Below are 16,963 nucleotides of genomic sequence, written 5' to 3'. Positions count from 1 at the left end.
AAAACTTATAATTAATTCATGACTTAAGGAGATGCCAGTGAATGAGATCAAGTGGACAAAGAAAGCGTTCAAGCAGCTGCGCAAGCTGCCATCTAATCAGCAGTCCGCGATCTATTCATCAGTGTCATCTCTTGAGCATATGCCTAACGTCCAGAACGTTAAGTCACTTAAAAATCATCAATATGGGTATCGCCTTAGAGTCGGCCCCTACCGCGTTATGTTCGATTGGGACGGCGGTATCAAAATTGTTCAAATCCAGGAAGTGAGGAAGCGCGATGACCGCACATACTGATGTTCAAATTATCAATGGGCCGAACGGCGCTCCAGCCTATGTCGTTATTCCCTATGCTGACTACATTGCCAGCCATCCCGAGTCTGATCTCATACCACACGACGTAGTAGGCATGGTCGTGAATGACGGTCTCACCATGGTGGCTGCATGGCGAAAGTACCTAGGCAAAACTCAGGCTGAGGTTGCTAATGCTATCGGCGTATCACAATCAGCCTATGCCCAGATGGAAACGTCGAACAGGCCGCGCAAAGCAACGCTTGAAAAAATATCAGCAGCGCTCGGAGTGAATGTCGATCAGCTATCTGAATGACAAATACGCGTATTTGTCGCCTCAAGGCGAGAACCGTTTACTGCTTTGGCATCTGTTGGTAAATGCCCTGTTGCGCTTTCGCCTGCTCGCGGGCCACTTGCCCGCTTTGCCAGGTAGAAATGCCACGCTCAGCGGTTTGGCCAGCGATATAGCCACCAACACCTAGCGTCATGAGATTCCAGAGCGCTTCGGGCAATGGCAGCGTTAGGCCTACGCCAAACATGGCAGACAGATACGGCGCGATCAGATAGTTGTTAGCGACGATTGCCACGATAGTAAGCATCAGAATCGGGCGCCAATTGCGTTGCAGCCAGCTCTCGCCAGCTGCTTCTGCCAATATCACCTGCATCTGACTTTTAAGCGCGCTGTTGTCGGCATCAATCAGTTGGGTTTGAATCTCATGCTTGAGGCGCGCTGCCTCATCCTTATCGGTCACCGCTTTATCGATCACACTGAATAGCGGGCCAGTGATTACTGATAACGCTTTGGCTGCGATACTCATCACTTAGTCTCCAGCACCGACACGCGGCTGTTCAGGTTGTCGATGCGGCTTTCGATCTCATCAAGATCACGACGAGCATCGGATGCTCGGTAGTAGGTATCACCCCAGCTTTTTAGCTCTTGGCGCATTTCCTGAATCATTAAGCCCTGGGTGGTCAGCCGTTCTTCCAAAACAACAGACTGTTGCCCCAGCTTTACCAGCTCGGAGCCAGCCCAAATGATCAGCGCCACTAAGAGCACCTGTATTCCTGTCTGCATATGCCGCTCGAAAACTGAGGGTTTCACGTTGCGCTCCTGGGGCATTACGCCGCCCTCCGTAACTTGGCACGGTCATACCAAGTCTGATCGGATTCGCAAAGCTCCCCTTGGGCGCGCTTGAACTCAAGCAGCAGACGCTCCACTGAATGCTCATGTTGGCCATAGCCTGCACCTGGCAATGACGCCCAGATATTCCGGCAGCGGTGGATAGCCTCGGCAATCTCGCCCGCTTGAATGAGGGGCAAGGCGCGCTGTTCGCGAATTTGCTGAATGGCACAACGGTCTTGGCTCAGTGGCCCGAAGTCAGGCAAGCCAAGCTGGTCGCGGTAATGAGGCCAAAAGCGGCTCAACTGTTGGTACCGGCCTGCTGCAGTTGAATACAGGCCTTTGCGCACCTTCACGCTTCGGCGTGGGTGGTCGGCATAGTTATCCAGCAGAATCAGCTTGCTCGGGATTGAACCCACAATGACGCGGTAACCGTCATCGGTGCGTGGGTCTTTAAGCATCGGCTTGCCGATCTCGGCAAACGCCAACACGTCGAGAAACGCGCAGACGTTCTTGCCGCCAGCGGCTTGGGGGGTAATACGGGGCATAAGGATACCTGCTGTCTCACGACAGTAGAAATGGCGCCGCCCATTTTGTGCAGGGTTTAAGCCCGGAGGGCGGCAAAATACCCGGTCAATTTGCGCATCAGTCGTTCAGAATTTCCGAATAACTGAGTGGCATGCCGGGGATAGAACTCAAAAGTCCTCCTTAGGAGGGCAAATTTTGACATTACAACAGACAGCTATTTTCAGCTTACCGTGCTAATCTAAATTGGCCATTACCTAAAGGAGGTGAACATGGCTAAGAATGAGAAAACATCAGCAAAAGTGGCAAGCGCAGCATCCAAAGTGCTGCGGGATCCAAAGTCATCCAAAGCAGAAAAGAGCGTCGCGGCATCAGCGCTTACGCAGGCCCCTGATAAAGGTAAGAAGAAGAAGTAAGGGTTTCTTTCTTTAATATAGATCGACGGGGAATTGTCATGTGCCCCGCAACCTGAGTTCGCCCTGTTGTACTAGCAGGGCGGCTCTTATGCGGCGCTAGAAATATGTAATCTTCGGTTTCATGCTCAATCCACCCGATGCTTTGAATCGTTGTATAGCCAGATTCGACCTCATCTAGGAAATCCCATCCGGGCGGACACCCGAAGGTATCCACCCATGTAATAATTGCGATCTCCATGACATCCTCACTTGATCGACGTAAACGCAAAAAGCCCCGCCAGTGACTAGCAGGGCCTCAAATGAAAACGCCCCGGCAATGCCGAGGCGTAAAGATGGATAATGTTGACATCATATCCGATAAATAGGCAGATTACAATTATGTATATCTTGGCAGCTCTACTTCTAGCGACTTCTCACACTCAGTTGTTATCCTGTCCCTGTCAATTTGACTTTCCATATTAAGTTTAGGGTAGTTGTGAAAACTATTGTTTAAGTATTGCTTAGAATGCCACCAAATCATTATCGCATCATCCAAAGCAAGTCTATAATGATTTTTTATAACTTGAAACTTTTCCCTGTTCAACTTAGAACCAGCATTCAAATTAACAAACTCAGCTATCGGCGCATTATCATTTTCCCAGTTTTCTATCCATTTATAAAGTTGCCGCATACCTCTTCGACATTCCTCACTTTTAATGCTCAACACTACCTGAGCACTATTCTTTAGTATTAACAAATCAACATTACTCTCGGAAGCCCATGTTCTTTTATTGCTCATGCTAATATTTTCAATATCATAGTACTCCTTAGCATAAGAGCGAACAACCCTTTCAGACCAGTCCATTACATCTATCACTTCATTTTTTACATGATTAAACAATTCAATTTTTGAATTTTTCCTTTCGATATATTTATTAAAAACATTTGTTGTTATACCTATTAAAGCACCCAAAAAAAGAAGTATTGAATCTTTTACCCAACCAGACCAAACTCCATTAGCACCGCTAGTTTCGATAAAGATTGGAATTCCCAAAAATCCAACTTGTCCAATAGTTTCTTCCATACTGCTCCCCAGCTAACTCGGTCTTTTCTTGACCAATAATGCACATCAATTTCAGCCCCTAAATATTCATTAAACCACTTACGTACTGCATTAGGCGAGTGCAACCCCTGACGCGAATACGGCCACGTCACCTCACTATGGTGGTACAGCGCCGCCATGCACAGGTATCGCAGTGTCTCAAGCTGCTGAACAGTCGGCTTGCCCTTGCCTTGACCTGGTAGCTTCACACCGTCATGAATCATTTGCTGGTACAGCGCTATTTCGACAATTTCTCTATCCCCTGCCAACTCATCCTTGGTAAACGGCCCAAAGCAATAACGGGCCAACGCTGCTAAGTGCGCTGGCTGATTCTCAACGGCACTTATCACCGCGCCCGCTTCCAGCCCATTCACAATTCGCCAATCGTTGTTATTGCGCTGGGTCGTCTGCACCTGCGCACCCATTCGCGCTATCTCCTGCGCATACGCCATGACGCTGCCACGCTGCTCGTGATACGCCTCAAAAATCATCTGTCGAGCTGAGATATATCGCATCACTTCCCCCTATCGTTGCGTTTTCGTTGCGTTATTGCGCAACTGTTGCGTTTTGTTGCCTTTGGCGTTGCGTTTTATCTCGTCAACAACTTGATCCCACACGCTTTTCACCTTCTCCTGAGTGATGTGCGTAAACACTTTTGCCCACTGGTCGAATACCGCTTTACGTTGCTCTTTAGGCACAGCCAGCATTTGTCGAGCGACGAACTTCACCTCGCACTCCCGAGCCCACTCATGCCACTCAGGCGAATAGCCGTTCTCCCCGCCCAGCTTGCTGCCATCTGGCCATGACGTAGGGCATTTCATTACTTCACCGCCTTCACTAGCTGCCGCCTAGCTAATGCATCCAGCGTCAACACAATGGCTTCGTTCATACGTGCACGGCGCTCCTCCCGGCTTAGCTCTTTGCCGTTATCAATTTCGTGGTGGCACTTTGGGCAAAGCGCGGCGGTTAATGCATCGCTTGCCTTCTGGTCTCGACCACGGTGCTGATTGCTATGAGCAGCCTGAATGCCCCAGGCGCCGCACAGCACGCAGGTATCAATCTCGTGGACGTTGCTCAACCACTGGCGGCAACGGTGCGGCTTGGTGGGCAGATAGCACTCGTTGGGAAGCATTACGCCACCTCCCGATATTCAGCTGGATTGAAGCCTTTGAGGTTTGGATCTGTCAGGCGCATACCCAGCCCCGTAAAGTGCTGGTAAACGCGGTCTAGGTATTCAGCCTTTTGCTTTTTGTTCATGGCGCGTGTCACAGGCCAATCGAATGGGTGCTTCATCAACGCCAGTTTTTGCTCATAGGTAAGATCGCCCAGCACTTGGCGGCAGGCCTCTGCGTACTTGTCAGAATCCCGACAGAGAATCACCATCCCAATGTGCAGCTTGCACCACGCCTGATACTCGTCGGCAGTCTGGTCGCCCTGCTGGCCCGCCTCTTGGCACCACTTCCATTGCAAAGCGTTTTGGTCGAGGCTGCGTTTGGGCTCATGCTTCTGGATAACAATCTCAACTTGCCCCCACTGCTGGATGGCTGTGGTAAGAACGCGAGGGAGCTTAGCAACGGCTGCCAAGGCTTCCTGCACTGACGATGCACGGCTTACATAGGGCTTTTGCTTGCTCATGCCGCACCCCGCTGTGCCCTATAGCTACCCCAATCCAGCTTGAGCGTGGCGCCGCCCCCTTCCTGCATCCGGTCGATGATGCGCTTGCCCAGGTACTCCTCGAGCTGATCGGTCTCCAGGTTGCTAATCAGGATTGTCGGCAGCATCTGCTTGTACCGCTCATTGATGATTTTGAAGAGCATTAGGCGCTCCCACTCGGTACCGAGCTGCGCGCCGACTTCATCCAGAATCAGCAGATCTAAGCCACCCACGAAAGCGCGAATTGCTTCACGCTCGCTTACACCCTTCTCCTTGCTGAATGCACGCTCTTTGATCAGATCGATCAGCTCGTACACATCGATCCCCATGACCACGCGACCGCTAGCTAGCAGTGCATTGCCGATGGCATAGGCCAAGTGGCTTTTGCCGGTGCCCACGCTGCCGGTAAAAATCAGCCCGCCGCCCTGTTCCAGGCGCTCGTCAAACTTGGTGACGTAAGCCCGGCAAACGCTCAGCACGTAGGCTTGATCACGGCTGTGCGCCTCAAACCCGTTAAGCGATTTATGGGCAAACCGTTTGGGTATCAGGGATTCTTCGCGCAGCTTCTCAAGTCGCCGGCGGCTGCTGGCTTCACTGGTCTGGCTCACTTCTGCCTGGCTAACGCCGCGAGCATCCTCCATCACGCACTGAGGGCATCCCGCCCACTGGCCGTTCGGCATCTTGGTGTTGGCAAATACGCCATGGATACGGCAATGGTCGGCTTTGGTCTCAGCGGTACCGGAGAGCATGCTGGACAGCTGGCCACGCACCTCGTGAGTCGTCGTCAAGGGTTGCGCCATAGTTAATCCCTCGCCCATTCCGGAAGTTCAAGATCGTTGGTGCCGTAAGATCCAACGGGTAGCGGTTGAGCAAACCCCATGCGGCCATCGTTGCGCTGGGGTTGCGCGCCACGGCCACCTACACGGTTGATCAACCACTGCGCTTTGACGCCTTGCCAGCCTGCCAAAATGGCCTCGTCAATCGCTTGGTTTGGCGTCATACCGGGGATGGCCTCGCTGGCTTTCACGGCTTCGCCTAGCGCAAGCATGAGCGCCCGCTGGGTGAGCGGTTTTTTTAGCGCCTTGCGGTGATCGATGAATGCCTTGGCGGCATCCTCAGAAACCCCGTTCGGCAGGTCGGTAAGATCAAGCGTGGTCGGCTTAGCCTTGGCGGTTTTTTTCGCGGCGACCGGTTTGGTTTTCTTTGGAGCAGAATCGCTATCCCCTTCGAACGTAGTGAGAAGGGGTTTGTCTTTCCTGTCTTTAGAGGCGTTACCGTTTTGGTAACACTCAGATTTACCATTTTGGTAAGAGTCGTACCCTTTTGGCTCGCTATGTCCGGTTTGGTCAGTTTCGGCACTTTTGGCTTGTTTAGGTGGTGGGGTTTTGCGCTCAGGTGTTGCCAGCCTCCACTGGTCAGCATGCTTGTTTAGCGATACCGGTGAGCGACTGCCGCCATGACGGATAACAACATTTTTTGCCACCAGGGCAGCCATAGCTCTGCTTGCCTTGGTGGCTGGCATGCCCGTTAGTTTAGCCAGTAGACCGCCAGGTATACGCGCCTGCTTACGATTCCAACCATAGGTCAGCCGGATTACGGCCATGACCACGCGCATTTCGCGCAGAGTCAGCGGCGCCGCCATGACCTGTTCCAATAGCTCATTGGCTATTCGCGTATAGCCGTCTTCCACTTGTGGCCCCTTACCAGAGCGTTCAGGCTCCGGCCTATCGACGTCTTCACGACGTGGAAACTGGATAATTTCAGCAGTATTCGTCATAATTAACCCGTTATGGATGTTCAAAGCCCGGCACGCTCCCCAGCGATATGCTGGGCTTTTGCGTTTCTGTTCTAGCCCTATCAGGGCCGCTTTCCTTCCTACCGCCCTATCAACTCGCTATGCTTAGCGGTGCCAGGGCCGTCAACCCTGGTTGTCGCCCATGACACGGCGGCTAAAGGGCACCGCAACCCGGGGCGCCTCGACTCCCTTGGCTCCTGGCCGTTCGTCGGGGACGAGCCGCCAGCAAGTCCTGGGAATCCCGGGGTAAACCGCTGCAGTGCCTGCCCGCTGATCCCTCGTTGCTAGCGCGATATCGGCGAGCGCTCGCAAGGCGCTATATAAAACCAGGTCTCTAATGACCTGAGGCCTCAGGTCGCTGACCACGGGGATATAGCCGTGAAAAAGCGCCTGAATCTGGAAGTCAAAATAGATGTGGCTAAAACGATCTCTGCATTAACGGTGCTGATCGTTGTCCTTAGCCGCCTCTGACTTCCCCAAGCCCTGGCCGGGCGGCAGCCCGGTCAGGCACTTTCTTTACACAGCTCGCAACCTGCGCTCTCGACGCATTGCATAGAGCTGGTCTTTAAGGGGCCCCGCGATAGCAATGGCGTGGTCGAGCATTACGTCCTCCACCGCTACCCCCTGCTGTTTCGCTTGCTGGCTTACAAACGCCTGATGCTCCGGCGGCATAAGCCGATAAGCGCGTGTTAAAACTGCACGGTTCACAGTTACTCCTCGGGCCTAGTTCGGCCCTTCTGCTAGGCGCGTAGGCGCTGCATCATCTGCTCAGTGATGCGGTTTTCGATGAGGTGCGCCATGAGCGCTTCCACCATTTCGTCTTGTGCGGCTTGCATGCTCTGGCCTTCGGCCAAACGCTTTAGCAGCACGTCTTGGCGGAGGTTAATCACCTCCATGCCCACAAGAGCGCACTCCCGTATTGCGTGGGAGATAACGCCCCCATGGCGCATTGCGGCCACCTGTTCCAGCGCGAGGTATTCCGAATCCTTAAAACGCACGCGAGCGGGGTTATCCAGGTGCTCGCCCTCCGCCTTACGGGTGGTGGGAATACGCGGTTCACGGTTCAGCATTAAGGCTTCCTTCTTCTGGTGTGCTGAGTACGCGGCCTTCACAGGCAGGCGGTTTGTATCAAGCCGCAGCTTTGTTAAGCGCGGCATGCATTTCATCGATAGCGCGGCCAACCGAGTAACTGGGGTTTGCAATCGCGCCGGTTCGAATCCGGTAGACGGTGGAAGAGTCACACTGAGCGCGCTCTGCAACCGCCTTATAGGTAGCCCCGGATGCCAGAATGGCCTCCAGCTTTTTGGCCAGCTCTTCGCCATACATGGACATTTCCTCCGAGTTGAGCCTTATGCATAGGATATGCGTTAATGCATAAAAATCAAGAGCAAATGCATTTGCCGTATGCACAAAGGTCGGCAATCATTGCATTCATGCAAAAAGATACGGTTGGTAAGGTGCTTCAGCGCCTCATAAATTCTTCAGGATTGCGCCCTACTGAAGTGGCGAGACACGCCGGTGTCTCACAATCCACGTTGTCACGCATACTTAGCGGTAAAATTGAACATCCGAGTGATAGGCAAGTATCGCTTCTTGCTGGCTATTTCGGTGTTACTGGTGACCAGCTTCGAGGATATGAGCCTTTAGGAGACACTCCAGCTAAACCATCGCCACATGCATCAAACGATATTGTTATGCATGATACTGAATTGATGGATGAAGCTGGCCCACTACGCTCGGATGAGGTTGAGCTTCCCTGTTTCCGAGAGGTCGAGTTCGCCGCGGGCGATGGCCGCACACAAGTTGTTGAGAACGGTGGTTACACCATGCGGTTTCCGCTCTCTAAGCTTGCTAAACGCGGCGTTTCGCCAGAGAACGCAGCTTGTGCCACGGCTAGCGGTAACTCCATGGAGCCAACAATTGCGGATGGCTCCCCTATCGCCATCGACAAGGGCACGCGTCATATCATAGACGGCAAAATCTATGCACTCGATCATGGCGGCATGCTGCGGATTAAGCGGCTGTACAAATTGCCGCTTGGTCGAGTGCGCCTCGTTAGCGATAACAGCGACGAATACCCTGAAGAATCGCACAGCCTGATGGGGCCAGATGCACCGAAGATTATCGGTCGTGTGTTTTGGTGGGAAGTATTTGATTAATAAAAATGGCCATTTAGGGAATTTCTAATGATATCTAAAGAGAGAAAAGCTTCTTTTTATAGTTTGTCTTTTGTTGGTACTCACGTGCATAAACTAAAAGCTAATGAGTCCAACTCACCTCTCTCAACTAAAATAGTATCTAGGGCTCCTGACCTATTGATTGAGGGTCTGTCAAAAGGAGTTTTTTACGAAGCTGGCAAAGAGAAGTTTGTAATAGTCAATTATGAGATTCATGCAAAATACATATTGATACTATTCAATTTCACAACTGACCGATACTCAGACCCAACTTATTACGACGAAAAATCAAACAAAAGAAATCAAATTACAAAGCTAAACAGCGAGAGAATGGAATTCTCTTGTCATGTCATGATCAAAAGAAGCCTAGTAAATGGCGAAAGCGAAATGATAGTTGAAAAAGTGTCCGGCTTTTCTAAGGCTCGACTAACTAACTTAATTAATAAAGCGTTTAGGGAGTCTAAGTCAAAACATCCTAAAGACTTTGAGTACAACCACCCTGATGGCTCTAAAGATACCAGAGGAAATCCAAGAAAATGTAAATTCAAATTCACTGTGCGTGTAGACGGCGTACCATCCAGCCAGATGAAAAATGATATTGAAAATGGTAAAATCTCAGGTCTTGAGCTTGTATCAAGGAAAAAATTTAAAAAATGGGATCAACATGGGCATTTTATTGAAAAATCTACTCATGTTAAGCTAGATTTCAATGCTCCATCAGGCACTAGAATGGACAATTTGAAGGTTTTTCTTGGATCTATTAAAAAAGATAAGCCAGATTTAGATCATGCAAAGCTACGTTTCACTCCTCCTGGGCAGACAAAGGGTACTGAATCTGCTGAATTTGATCTATCTGATTCAGACCCTACAAACTGTGAGTATTATAACAAAACAGCTTCACTGAACTACAGTGCCGACAACACATCATATACAGACATCATAAACGATATTAAAAATAGTATGAAGTATCACTTGAGGATAACTTAATGCTATCGCAAACAATATTAAGACCATACGCTTATCTAAAAATACAGCATCACTCAAAGTGGGTAGTAGACTGGGGCATACCATTACTTTTAGCCATATTAATTACTGTGATTACTGGCTTAGGTGATTTATATTCTGAAAAACCTCTATCTTGGAGATTTTTAGAGGATAACATTGCTAGTTTAGCTGGAATTCTCCCTGGTTTTTATATTGCGGCTTTAGCCGCTATTGTGGCTTTTAATAGAAACGATATTGATGAGCATATGCCTGAGCCAACGCCCATTATAAAAGATTATCTAGGCGATATTATCTCCTTGACAAGAAGGCGTTTTTTAGCACTTACATTCTCATTTTTAACGGCTGAATCAATCACATTACTGATTTTAATTGGCCTAGGGCCTTCGTTTAACAGCATTATTGAACATCTAATAGACAATGAGCGCTTAGGTACAGGCATGTGGTATGGATATATTTTTATGCTGTATACAGTTTTTTCTCAGCTTGTGACAGTAACTTTTTTGTGTCTCTATTACCTAGGCGAACGGCTCCATCAGCCAGACCCATAGGCCCTATGTAACAAAAATTATCTACACATAGGCTTCAAGGCGAAAAGCCAGAACTTGGATCCTGCACCTCGTCCACCTTCAAACACAAAATTATATATTTTTCCGCTTTCTAGAGCGGTTTTTTTGTGCCCGTGCATAAAAATATGCACTAATGCATTGACAATAAATGCATTAGTGCATAAATTTATATGCACGAACACGGCGCAGCCGGTTCAGGCCCTCATAGGCCACCGCTCTTTAACAACACGATGAGCCTAGCCAGCCGTAGCGGGTAACGCCGCGAGAGTTCGCTAGGAGTACGCCGCCCAGGGCTGTCGAAGTACTGGGAAACGTTGGCCCTTGGCATACAGGGGCCATCGGGGAGTGTCTTTTCCGTTCAAAACGGTATGTCGCCGAGAGGGTATTCCACCGATGTAACTCCGCACATGGAAGTGCACACATTCGCCCACCGCCCGGTGGGCTTCTTTTTGGCATGGCCTCTCGCAGAGTCGCCATGCCCGTGCCGCTTCTCCCCTTTCCTCATTCATCGCAATGGCACTGCGAGCTGAGGCGGCACGACAAATAGTGGAGGTCATCATGCAACAAGAACCCATTTTGCCAATTACGAAATCCCAGCGGCGGGCAATCAACGATGAGAAAGGGTCGTCTCGTTATGCAAAACGAACGGCTATCGACTCGCTGCTAGCGGAGCGGAAACTACGAAAGCAGCTCCGCGAGGTGTGGGATGAGCCGCTTCATTCTGCGTGAGCCGTATCGTCATTTGATTATCCCTCGCCCCGACCTGGGGCTTTTTTGTAGCCGCAAAAATGCTAAGCGCGCCGCTAAGCGTCACGGCTATCCCTTTGAACTCATCTTTAAGGTGAAACGACATGAACGCCGCACATATTGAGCAGCGCGCCCAGCGTCGCGCCAAGGGCTTTGCTGTAGGTGAACGCCCCAAACTGGCCAGCCGCCCTTTCCAGCCTGATTTAAACGATCCCATCGACCGAGCCAATGCAGTACGCCTGGCAGCCTATGCAAGACGCCAAGCAGGCACTGCTAAGCCGCTACTACAGATTTGGAGAGCGCCATGAAACGCGAAATTCAAATTCAGCTCCGCGCAGAGTCGATCACCGAAGCCATTCACGACGGCGACCTCGAAGGCGTGGCCAAGTTTGCCGCTTACCTAGATGAGGTCGGCGACCTCACCAGTGCAGTTGATGAGCTCACGGCTGAAACAACCATTGCGGATTTGGTCGAGGCCTATATTCAGCCGCTATCAGGCCAGCGGGTGCTATACGCCTGGGCCAAGGACGTTGCCGAAGATGAGCAGTGGGAGCAGGAAGAAAACGAAGCCGAAAGGAGAGCCGCATGAGCGACTGGCGAGTTACTGGTCAAGCTGGCTGGGATGAAAACACAGGCACCGCGGTTTACCAAGTCACCAAAGACAGCACGAGCCTGAACCAGCACGATCACTTAGAGCTGGAGCGGCTACTGGTTGCTACGCAAGAACACCATGAAAGTGCCGAGCGTATGGCTCGCGCCCTATCAGATTTAACCGTTCAGCTTGTCGCCAGCGACCAAGACGGCATGACCGAACACAGCGAGTCCTTCCGTGAGGCCCGCGAAGCTCTGAGCGAATGGCGAGCGCTCAATCAATAAAAAGGCCCCTTTCGTGCGGGAACACGTTAGGAGCCATTGATCAACGACTGGAAGATCTTTACGGAGTATACAGCATGCACCCAACCACGGGCGAGAAGCCTCGCATACGAGTGCCATCTGGGCGTTATCGCGTGGTCGATAGCGCCGACCACCTAGAGCTGTGGCGTGAAGTTGAAAAGACGCCAACCACGGCCGTTAAAGAAGCCAACGTGGATGGCCAGCAAATCACCACGCTTGATGCGATGTACGTCATCGAGCAAGCCACCAAGTTATTCGGCCCCATGGGCATCGGTTGGGGCTACCACATCGAAGATGAGCGCTACGATATCGGCGCTCCCGTTTTAGGCACTAAAGGCGAGCTAATCGCCCATGAGCAAACCCACACTATTCGCCTGGCACTCTGGTACCGCTGGAACGGCGAGCGTGGCGAGGTTACCCAATTTGGCCATACCCGCGCTGTTTATCGCACCGGTACCGGCAAATGGAAAACCGATGGCGAAGCACCTAAAAAGTCGGTGACCGACGCCATCAAGAAATGTTTATCCCTACTTGGGTTCGCCGCCGACGTTTATTACGGCCGCTTCGATAATAAAGACTACATCCAGGCCCAACAGGCCGCGACACGTATCGCGGTGGCAGAAGATCAAGACGCCGAAATTGAGAAGTACCGGCAAGAGTATGCCGACTGGCTAAAGCGTGAGTGCGACAGCTTACGCAACAAAATCCCCCATCCCAAAAGCATCGCGTTGGCAGCAAGTTCAATTCTGCAACGCATACCCGATAAAGCCAGCATGGCCCGGGTTGATCCCGCTAAAGGGCAGCAAATGATTAGCGAAGCTCGTGATGCTGGCCTTCACCGTCTTTACGCAGAGCAAGAAGCAAAAAAACAGCTAGCCGACCCAGGAGGTAATGATCAATGACTAACGCAGCCCCCAACGCAGAGTACAAAGGTGAACTGGTAAAACTAGATGCCGTTGAACAGGCCCTGGCAGGGCTGCGAGAGCAATACGGCACCGTGCCCAATGTGCAGACTAAAGAAGGTTACGCCCTCTGCAAGAAAGGCATCAAAGAGCTAACCACCTACCGAACCAGCACTGAAAAACTCCGGAAAGAGATCACTAAGCCCCACCGCGACTTTATCGACCGCGTAAACGGCTACGGCAAAGACCTGGTGGAGAAGCTACAGGCGATTGAACAGCCACTGAAAGACGCCAAACAGCACGAAGACGAGCGCGCCGAACGTGAGAAGCAACAGCGCATCGCCAAACTCCGCGAGCGTATCAACGTCGAAATTTGGAGCTTCTTGGATACCGCTGAGGGGCTGGATTCCACTGGCCTCGCCGAGCTACACGACGCAGCCGTAGCGATTGATACAGACGGCTACTTTGACGTCACCAGCGAGGCCGAAGATGCCAAGGCCGAGGTATTGAAGCGTATCAGCGAACAGCACGGCCAAACGTTGGAAAAAGAACGCTTAGCGGCCGAGCAAGCGGAAGTCGAAGCCGAACGCCGACGCCTACGCGAAGAGGACCAACGCCGCGAAGCCGAGCGCAAAGAGCTGGAAGAACTACGCCGCTTCAAAGCGGAACAGGAAGCCAAGCGAAATCCACCGCCAGCCCCGGTACCCCAACCAACGCCGGAACCAGAACCACTCCCCGCCGCTGCCGAGCTAAATGAGCCCGAGTGGATAGGCGTGGATCTAGCTGGCGAACTGGAGACGGTCACCATAAGCCGTGCTGAATACGACCAGCTGCTAGCCGATCAAGCCAAGCTGCGCGCCTTGGAGGCAATGGGCGTTGATAACTGGTCTGGCTATAGCGATGCCATGGAGCAATTGGCTGCTTAAGTGTTTCCTTGTTTAATACTGCTTTATTAAGTCAATTCGCATTCAAGCAGCAAATTAAGCTATTCTTAGCCCTCCCCCTTTACATAACTGGAGTGAAATATGCTGCGGAAGAGCCTAATTGCCACACTGCTGGTAACAGCTTCGCTGCCTGCTTGGGCTTTTGAATTGAAGCCAGGTCTATGGGAACAGACCATTGAAAGCAATGCTCTTGGTGGTGAGACGCCGCAAGAAATGACCGAACAGCAGTGTATTACAGAAGAGGAAGCTAAAGACCCTGAAGCGGCATTTCGCAGTGACTTCAATGAGGCTGGATTTACTGATATTGAGTTCACGCAGAGCGGCAACACAGTTCATGCTTCTGCGTCTAATTCATACGGTGATCAAGATGTTGAGATTAATATCACCATTACGCAGCATAGCGAAGAGCACACTACCTCCAAGACCGAGCTGATTAGTAGCGAAACAATTACAACGACCCAAGAAAACCGTTGGATTGCAGAAGACTGCTAACGCACCACCATCGCTTAATACGCGCTGATTTAAGGCCACCCACTGAGGTGGCCTTTTTGATGCCTCCCATTCACAACCACCCTTGCTACGGAGTACTCGTATGTCACACCCAACCGATGTGACCAGATTCATTGAGGATCTGGACGGCGGCGTATTGGCTGAACGCCTGGGTAAAGTCCTTAGCCACGCGGCAGCGTCGGCAACGGACAACCCGAAAAAGAAAGCCAAAGTATCGATTGATCTGACAGTCGAGAATATTGGCTCAGGTGCCCGGGTCGGCGTTACCCATAAGCTGGCCTTCAAGATTCCGACCGAACACGGCACACAGTCAGAAGAACACACCACCGAAACGGTCATGTGCGTGAACACCGGCGGCGAAATGACGCTGGAACCCAAGAACCAGTTCGACATGATCGGCCACCCCCACCGCGATAAAGGCGCCCAACAGGAGAAGCAATAATGTCACTGACCAAAGAAGCCCTACAGCATATTGAAGCTAGTCACAAAACTGGTACCGAAGCCGCCGAGGGTCACGCGTTGATCGTCGGCGATAACTTCAAGCTGGTGGATATGGAAAAGTACCAAGACCAGCGCCGCCGCTTTCGTGGGCAATTCAGAACCAAAGGGCTGAAAGACTTTATTTCCTACGTGGCAGGTCGCCAGAGTGAAGCCCCTGTCTTCATCGACCGCGACGCCATGGCGGCATGCTCTTATCTGGATATCGGCATTACGGAGCGCCCTGGCCACTGCGATCACTCCGCCACCCTGAACCTGCCCAAAACACCAGAGTTCACTGCCTACCTAAATGCCGACGGCAGCACCTTCGACCAGGAGGAAATGGTCGAGCTGGTAGAAGATTGGGGCCATCTGCTTGCGTTTGAAAACAGCAAAGGCGAAGCGTTGGAGCGTAGCAAGGTAATTCACGCCTTCCGGAAAGTCAGCCTAGAAGATCTCACCAACATTGAGAGCGAAAAGCAGGAGCATTCCAGCCGCGTTGGCGTCATGAACAGCATCACCGTAAAGAACGCCGAACGCTTGCCTGCTGTTATCTACTGGAAGCTGACACCCTACGAGGGCTTAACAGATCGCACGCTGGCAATGCGAGTATCGAGCAAGACGAAAGGCGGGCCATCGTTTGGATTACGCGCTATCGCGCTGGACGCAGCCAAAGAAGAGATAGCCGCCGAGTTCGCCAAGCTAGTGACGGATGGCTTGCCAGAAAGCGAGTGCTTGTTGGGCACTTTCCAGCCTTAACAGCAGCACCCAACCACTGAGGGCCTTCGGGCCCTTTCCATTTGGAGGTCACATGGCTCAGAAGCTACGCGACATTGCCGTTAAAACCGGCGAATACCTTGATCGACAATCAGGCCAAACAAAAGGCCGCTGGCAAAACGTCGGCGCCTTGATGAAGAACGACGACGGCAGTGAATTTATCATCATGCATCGCTGGTTTAACCCAGCCGGGCTGCCTAATCCCGACAACCGCGACAGCGTGGTGATGTCCTGTTTTAAGCCGAACCGGCAGCAAGGCAAGGGGCAGCCACCAGCGAACAACGGTGGATATCAGCAGCCCCCACCCAATCAGGCGCCACAAAGTCAGCAGCAACCACCGCCATATGGCGCCCCTGATCCATCACAGTACGACACGTTCGACGATGAAATCCCTTTCTGAATGAGTAGCATCGCGCCTGACCGCTTGCACACCGGCTCGGGGTGGCGTGTGGTTTACCTGTACCAATAAGCCAGTGCAGCGGAGATATGCCGCCCTCCTTAGCTCTACCCCGCAAACGTTGGCATGGGGCAAGCGTTTGCGGGCCGAGTTGACTGCTTATCAGTAGGCATAGGCAAAGCCGGTTGCCCCACGATACGGGGCCCTCGAATTCAAGGCCACTATTATGCGATGCAATGGCCGCTAAACGAAGAGCCCGTCAGCGAACAAGATTGCGCTAGATCAAGTATGAAATTTGCGTGGCTGATAAACGCCCAATTCATCCTTGAACCGCTGGATTGTGGCTGGATCATCAGGGCTATCCGACTCGATCAGCAACACCTTTGGGGTCATGTCAGTGCCAGGATGATCACGCCCCACGAATGGCGGAAGACGCTTATCCAGTTTAATTTCGCGCCCTTCCCCCACGTAATTCTCTTCCCCTTGTCCCACAGTAGCAATCAAGTGGAAGTCACCCTGATCCATCTGATCGATCTTGGATTCATGAATCCGTATTGTATGTGACATTGGTCGCACTCCTCGCTGGATTTTACCTACAAACTTATCTCAGCCTCATCCGTTTACGCCACCTTTTTAATACCAGAAGGATACACATGCTCGAGCATCGAGAAATCCGGCACTTTCACCTGTT

Annotated in this window: 29 protein-coding genes; 15 read left to right on the top strand and 14 right to left on the bottom strand. The window is 51.7% G+C overall.

The genetic code is table 11. The features are described 5' to 3' along the window. Positions 1 to 37: 37 nt before the first annotated feature. Both QT231_RS02800 and QT231_RS02795 read left to right on the top strand, forming a co-directional pair. Complete coding sequence (locus tag QT231_RS02800; RefSeq protein WP_308335403.1) at positions 38 to 292, top strand: type II toxin-antitoxin system RelE/ParE family toxin; 255 nt, start codon at positions 38 to 40, stop codon at positions 290 to 292. Beyond that, positions 276 to 602, top strand: a complete 327-nt coding sequence (locus tag QT231_RS02795) for a helix-turn-helix transcriptional regulator (RefSeq protein ID WP_308335402.1) — start codon at positions 276 to 278, stop codon at positions 600 to 602. Before QT231_RS02800 ends, QT231_RS02795 begins: the two co-directional genes overlap by 17 nt. A 37-nt stretch (positions 603 to 639) precedes the next feature. On the opposite strand, the gene QT231_RS02790 is transcribed toward QT231_RS02795, so the two are convergent. The 3 genes from QT231_RS02790 to QT231_RS02780 are packed head-to-tail and all read right to left on the bottom strand — an operon-like array spanning position 640 to position 1,954. Continuing rightward, positions 640 to 1,104: a 3TM-type holin gene (locus tag QT231_RS02790; RefSeq protein ID WP_308335401.1), complete on the bottom strand. Its 465-nt coding sequence runs from the start codon at positions 1,102 to 1,104 to the stop codon at positions 640 to 642. Continuing rightward, the gene (locus tag QT231_RS02785) at positions 1,104 to 1,388 is read right to left on the bottom strand and encodes a hypothetical protein (RefSeq protein ID WP_308335400.1); all 285 of its coding nucleotides are present in this window, start codon (positions 1,386 to 1,388) and stop codon (positions 1,104 to 1,106) included. The genes QT231_RS02790 and QT231_RS02785 overlap by 1 nt, the downstream gene beginning before the upstream one ends. Positions 1,389 to 1,405: 17 nt before the next feature. Beyond that, positions 1,406 to 1,954 (bottom strand): glycoside hydrolase family 104 protein, encoded by a 549-nt coding sequence (locus QT231_RS02780; protein WP_308335399.1) that lies wholly within the window; start codon positions 1,952 to 1,954, stop codon positions 1,406 to 1,408. A 249-nt stretch (positions 1,955 to 2,203) separates the two neighbouring features. Here QT231_RS02780 and QT231_RS02775 point away from each other — a divergent pair, with 249 nt between their 5' ends. Next, positions 2,204 to 2,347, top strand: a complete 144-nt coding sequence (locus QT231_RS02775) for a hypothetical protein (protein WP_308335398.1) — start codon at positions 2,204 to 2,206, stop codon at positions 2,345 to 2,347. 376 nt (positions 2,348 to 2,723) lie between these two features. On the opposite strand, the gene QT231_RS02770 is transcribed toward QT231_RS02775, so the two are convergent. From QT231_RS02770 to QT231_RS02725, 10 genes are all read right to left on the bottom strand, one after another. Continuing rightward, on the bottom strand, positions 2,724 to 3,410 hold the full coding sequence (locus QT231_RS02770) for a hypothetical protein (RefSeq protein WP_308335397.1): 687 nt from the start codon (positions 3,408 to 3,410) through the stop codon (positions 2,724 to 2,726). Then, positions 3,320 to 3,943 carry a hypothetical protein gene (locus QT231_RS02765; protein ID WP_308335396.1) on the bottom strand — a complete coding sequence of 208 codons (624 nt, stop codon included), beginning with the start codon at positions 3,941 to 3,943 and terminating at the stop codon, positions 3,320 to 3,322. The genes QT231_RS02770 and QT231_RS02765 overlap by 91 nt, the downstream gene beginning before the upstream one ends. Before the next feature lie 9 nt (positions 3,944 to 3,952). Next, entirely contained in the window at positions 3,953 to 4,249 is a 297-nt protein-coding gene (locus tag QT231_RS02760; RefSeq protein ID WP_308335395.1) for a hypothetical protein, read from the bottom strand. Continuing rightward, positions 4,249 to 4,560, bottom strand: a complete 312-nt coding sequence (locus QT231_RS02755) for a hypothetical protein (RefSeq protein WP_308335394.1) — start codon at positions 4,558 to 4,560, stop codon at positions 4,249 to 4,251. The genes QT231_RS02760 and QT231_RS02755 overlap by 1 nt, the downstream gene beginning before the upstream one ends. Next, complete coding sequence (locus tag QT231_RS02750) at positions 4,560 to 5,063, bottom strand: hypothetical protein (protein ID WP_308335393.1); 504 nt, start codon at positions 5,061 to 5,063, stop codon at positions 4,560 to 4,562. Before QT231_RS02750 ends, QT231_RS02755 begins: the two co-directional genes overlap by 1 nt. Next, positions 5,060 to 5,881 (bottom strand): ATP-binding protein, encoded by an 822-nt coding sequence (locus QT231_RS02745; RefSeq protein ID WP_308335392.1) that lies wholly within the window; start codon positions 5,879 to 5,881, stop codon positions 5,060 to 5,062. The genes QT231_RS02750 and QT231_RS02745 overlap by 4 nt, the downstream gene beginning before the upstream one ends. Before the next feature lie 2 nt (positions 5,882 to 5,883). Further along, on the bottom strand, positions 5,884 to 6,858 hold the full coding sequence (locus QT231_RS02740) for a replication protein (RefSeq protein ID WP_308335391.1): 975 nt from the start codon (positions 6,856 to 6,858) through the stop codon (positions 5,884 to 5,886). A 534-nt stretch (positions 6,859 to 7,392) separates the two neighbouring features. Next, the gene (locus QT231_RS02735) at positions 7,393 to 7,584 is read right to left on the bottom strand and encodes a hypothetical protein (protein ID WP_308335390.1); all 192 of its coding nucleotides are present in this window, start codon (positions 7,582 to 7,584) and stop codon (positions 7,393 to 7,395) included. Positions 7,585 to 7,616: 32 nt separating this feature from the next. After that, positions 7,617 to 7,946: a hypothetical protein gene (locus QT231_RS02730; RefSeq protein ID WP_308335389.1), complete on the bottom strand. Its 330-nt coding sequence runs from the start codon at positions 7,944 to 7,946 to the stop codon at positions 7,617 to 7,619. Positions 7,947 to 8,004: 58 nt separating this feature from the next. Beyond that, positions 8,005 to 8,202: a helix-turn-helix domain-containing protein gene (locus QT231_RS02725; protein WP_228634491.1), complete on the bottom strand. Its 198-nt coding sequence runs from the start codon at positions 8,200 to 8,202 to the stop codon at positions 8,005 to 8,007. Positions 8,203 to 8,246: 44 nt separating this feature from the next. On the opposite strand from QT231_RS02725, the gene QT231_RS02720 reads away from it, so the two are divergent. The 12 genes from QT231_RS02720 to QT231_RS02665 all read left to right on the top strand — a co-directional run bounded on the left by QT231_RS02720 (position 8,247) and on the right by QT231_RS02665 (position 16,275). Next, positions 8,247 to 9,035, top strand: a complete 789-nt coding sequence (locus QT231_RS02720) for a S24 family peptidase (RefSeq protein WP_308335388.1) — start codon at positions 8,247 to 8,249, stop codon at positions 9,033 to 9,035. Between the two features lie 27 nt (positions 9,036 to 9,062). Beyond that, positions 9,063 to 10,040: a hypothetical protein gene (locus QT231_RS02715; protein WP_308335387.1), complete on the top strand. Its 978-nt coding sequence runs from the start codon at positions 9,063 to 9,065 to the stop codon at positions 10,038 to 10,040. Next, a complete protein-coding gene (locus QT231_RS02710) occupies positions 10,040 to 10,606 on the top strand; it encodes a hypothetical protein (RefSeq protein WP_308335386.1) in 567 nt (188 codons plus the stop codon). The genes QT231_RS02715 and QT231_RS02710 overlap by 1 nt, the downstream gene beginning before the upstream one ends. Positions 10,607 to 11,475: 869 nt before the next feature. Next, the gene (locus QT231_RS02705) at positions 11,476 to 11,679 is read left to right on the top strand and encodes a hypothetical protein (RefSeq protein WP_308335385.1); all 204 of its coding nucleotides are present in this window, start codon (positions 11,476 to 11,478) and stop codon (positions 11,677 to 11,679) included. Then, entirely contained in the window at positions 11,676 to 11,960 is a 285-nt protein-coding gene (locus tag QT231_RS02700) for a hypothetical protein (RefSeq protein WP_308335384.1), read from the top strand. Before QT231_RS02705 ends, QT231_RS02700 begins: the two co-directional genes overlap by 4 nt. Beyond that, on the top strand, positions 11,957 to 12,247 hold the full coding sequence (locus QT231_RS02695) for a hypothetical protein (RefSeq protein ID WP_308335383.1): 291 nt from the start codon (positions 11,957 to 11,959) through the stop codon (positions 12,245 to 12,247). The genes QT231_RS02700 and QT231_RS02695 overlap by 4 nt, the downstream gene beginning before the upstream one ends. A gap of 74 nt (positions 12,248 to 12,321) precedes the next feature. After that, positions 12,322 to 13,167 carry a hypothetical protein gene (locus QT231_RS02690; protein ID WP_308335382.1) on the top strand — a complete coding sequence of 282 codons (846 nt, stop codon included), beginning with the start codon at positions 12,322 to 12,324 and terminating at the stop codon, positions 13,165 to 13,167. Further along, a complete protein-coding gene (locus QT231_RS02685; protein ID WP_308335381.1) occupies positions 13,164 to 14,093 on the top strand; it encodes a hypothetical protein in 930 nt (309 codons plus the stop codon). Before QT231_RS02690 ends, QT231_RS02685 begins: the two co-directional genes overlap by 4 nt. Positions 14,094 to 14,192: 99 nt before the next feature. Continuing rightward, positions 14,193 to 14,603: a DUF3617 family protein gene (locus tag QT231_RS02680; RefSeq protein WP_308335380.1), complete on the top strand. Its 411-nt coding sequence runs from the start codon at positions 14,193 to 14,195 to the stop codon at positions 14,601 to 14,603. Between the two features lie 100 nt (positions 14,604 to 14,703). Then, entirely contained in the window at positions 14,704 to 15,063 is a 360-nt protein-coding gene (locus QT231_RS02675; RefSeq protein ID WP_308335379.1) for a hypothetical protein, read from the top strand. Further along, positions 15,063 to 15,857, top strand: a complete 795-nt coding sequence (locus QT231_RS02670) for a DUF2303 family protein (protein ID WP_308335378.1) — start codon at positions 15,063 to 15,065, stop codon at positions 15,855 to 15,857. Before QT231_RS02675 ends, QT231_RS02670 begins: the two co-directional genes overlap by 1 nt. 52 nt (positions 15,858 to 15,909) lie before the next feature. Then, positions 15,910 to 16,275, top strand: a complete 366-nt coding sequence (locus tag QT231_RS02665) for a hypothetical protein (protein WP_308335377.1) — start codon at positions 15,910 to 15,912, stop codon at positions 16,273 to 16,275. 279 nt (positions 16,276 to 16,554) lie between these two features. Here the strand turns inward: QT231_RS02665 and QT231_RS02660 are convergent, their stop codons facing one another. Further along, complete coding sequence (locus QT231_RS02660; protein ID WP_308335376.1) at positions 16,555 to 16,839, bottom strand: hypothetical protein; 285 nt, start codon at positions 16,837 to 16,839, stop codon at positions 16,555 to 16,557. Between the last annotated feature and the right edge of the window lie 124 nt (positions 16,840 to 16,963).

This window comes from Halomonas sp. SpR1, assembly GCF_031010175.1.
Classification (GTDB): Bacteria; Pseudomonadota; Gammaproteobacteria; order Pseudomonadales; family Halomonadaceae; genus Vreelandella.
The sequence above is the reverse complement of the archived record's forward strand: the minus strand, read 5'-3'. Positions and strand labels throughout refer to the sequence as shown.

Excerpts from the sequence above, each read along its gene's own strand:
- QT231_RS02670 (WP_308335378.1), top strand. The coding sequence starts at position 15,063 with ATGTCACTGACCAAAGAAGCCCTACAGCATATTGAAGCTAGTCACAAA.
- QT231_RS02740 (WP_308335391.1), bottom strand. The coding sequence starts at position 6,858 with ATGACGAATACTGCTGAAATTATCCAGTTTCCACGTCGTGAAGACGTC.
- QT231_RS02730 (WP_308335389.1), bottom strand. The coding sequence starts at position 7,946 with ATGCTGAACCGTGAACCGCGTATTCCCACCACCCGTAAGGCGGAGGGC.
- QT231_RS02700 (WP_308335384.1), top strand. The coding sequence starts at position 11,676 with ATGAAACGCGAAATTCAAATTCAGCTCCGCGCAGAGTCGATCACCGAA.
- QT231_RS02795 (WP_308335402.1), top strand. The coding sequence starts at position 276 with ATGACCGCACATACTGATGTTCAAATTATCAATGGGCCGAACGGCGCT.
- QT231_RS02705 (WP_308335385.1), top strand. The coding sequence starts at position 11,476 with ATGAACGCCGCACATATTGAGCAGCGCGCCCAGCGTCGCGCCAAGGGC.
- QT231_RS02775 (WP_308335398.1), top strand. The coding sequence starts at position 2,204 with ATGGCTAAGAATGAGAAAACATCAGCAAAAGTGGCAAGCGCAGCATCC.
- QT231_RS02695 (WP_308335383.1), top strand. The coding sequence starts at position 11,957 with ATGAGCGACTGGCGAGTTACTGGTCAAGCTGGCTGGGATGAAAACACA.
- QT231_RS02720 (WP_308335388.1), top strand. The coding sequence starts at position 8,247 with ATGCATAAAAATCAAGAGCAAATGCATTTGCCGTATGCACAAAGGTCG.
- QT231_RS02790 (WP_308335401.1), bottom strand. The coding sequence starts at position 1,104 with ATGAGTATCGCAGCCAAAGCGTTATCAGTAATCACTGGCCCGCTATTC.
- QT231_RS02660 (WP_308335376.1), bottom strand. The coding sequence starts at position 16,839 with ATGTCACATACAATACGGATTCATGAATCCAAGATCGATCAGATGGAT.
- QT231_RS02770 (WP_308335397.1), bottom strand. The coding sequence starts at position 3,410 with ATGGAAGAAACTATTGGACAAGTTGGATTTTTGGGAATTCCAATCTTT.
- QT231_RS02675 (WP_308335379.1), top strand. The coding sequence starts at position 14,704 with ATGTCACACCCAACCGATGTGACCAGATTCATTGAGGATCTGGACGGC.
- QT231_RS02685 (WP_308335381.1), top strand. The coding sequence starts at position 13,164 with ATGACTAACGCAGCCCCCAACGCAGAGTACAAAGGTGAACTGGTAAAA.
- QT231_RS02690 (WP_308335382.1), top strand. The coding sequence starts at position 12,322 with ATGCACCCAACCACGGGCGAGAAGCCTCGCATACGAGTGCCATCTGGG.
- QT231_RS02710 (WP_308335386.1), top strand. The coding sequence starts at position 10,040 with ATGCTATCGCAAACAATATTAAGACCATACGCTTATCTAAAAATACAG.
- QT231_RS02760 (WP_308335395.1), bottom strand. The coding sequence starts at position 4,249 with ATGAAATGCCCTACGTCATGGCCAGATGGCAGCAAGCTGGGCGGGGAG.
- QT231_RS02725 (WP_228634491.1), bottom strand. The coding sequence starts at position 8,202 with ATGTATGGCGAAGAGCTGGCCAAAAAGCTGGAGGCCATTCTGGCATCC.
- QT231_RS02715 (WP_308335387.1), top strand. The coding sequence starts at position 9,063 with ATGATATCTAAAGAGAGAAAAGCTTCTTTTTATAGTTTGTCTTTTGTT.
- QT231_RS02755 (WP_308335394.1), bottom strand. The coding sequence starts at position 4,560 with ATGCTTCCCAACGAGTGCTATCTGCCCACCAAGCCGCACCGTTGCCGC.
- QT231_RS02745 (WP_308335392.1), bottom strand. The coding sequence starts at position 5,881 with ATGGCGCAACCCTTGACGACGACTCACGAGGTGCGTGGCCAGCTGTCC.
- QT231_RS02665 (WP_308335377.1), top strand. The coding sequence starts at position 15,910 with ATGGCTCAGAAGCTACGCGACATTGCCGTTAAAACCGGCGAATACCTT.
- QT231_RS02780 (WP_308335399.1), bottom strand. The coding sequence starts at position 1,954 with ATGCCCCGTATTACCCCCCAAGCCGCTGGCGGCAAGAACGTCTGCGCG.
- QT231_RS02750 (WP_308335393.1), bottom strand. The coding sequence starts at position 5,063 with ATGAGCAAGCAAAAGCCCTATGTAAGCCGTGCATCGTCAGTGCAGGAA.
- QT231_RS02680 (WP_308335380.1), top strand. The coding sequence starts at position 14,193 with ATGCTGCGGAAGAGCCTAATTGCCACACTGCTGGTAACAGCTTCGCTG.
- QT231_RS02765 (WP_308335396.1), bottom strand. The coding sequence starts at position 3,943 with ATGCGATATATCTCAGCTCGACAGATGATTTTTGAGGCGTATCACGAG.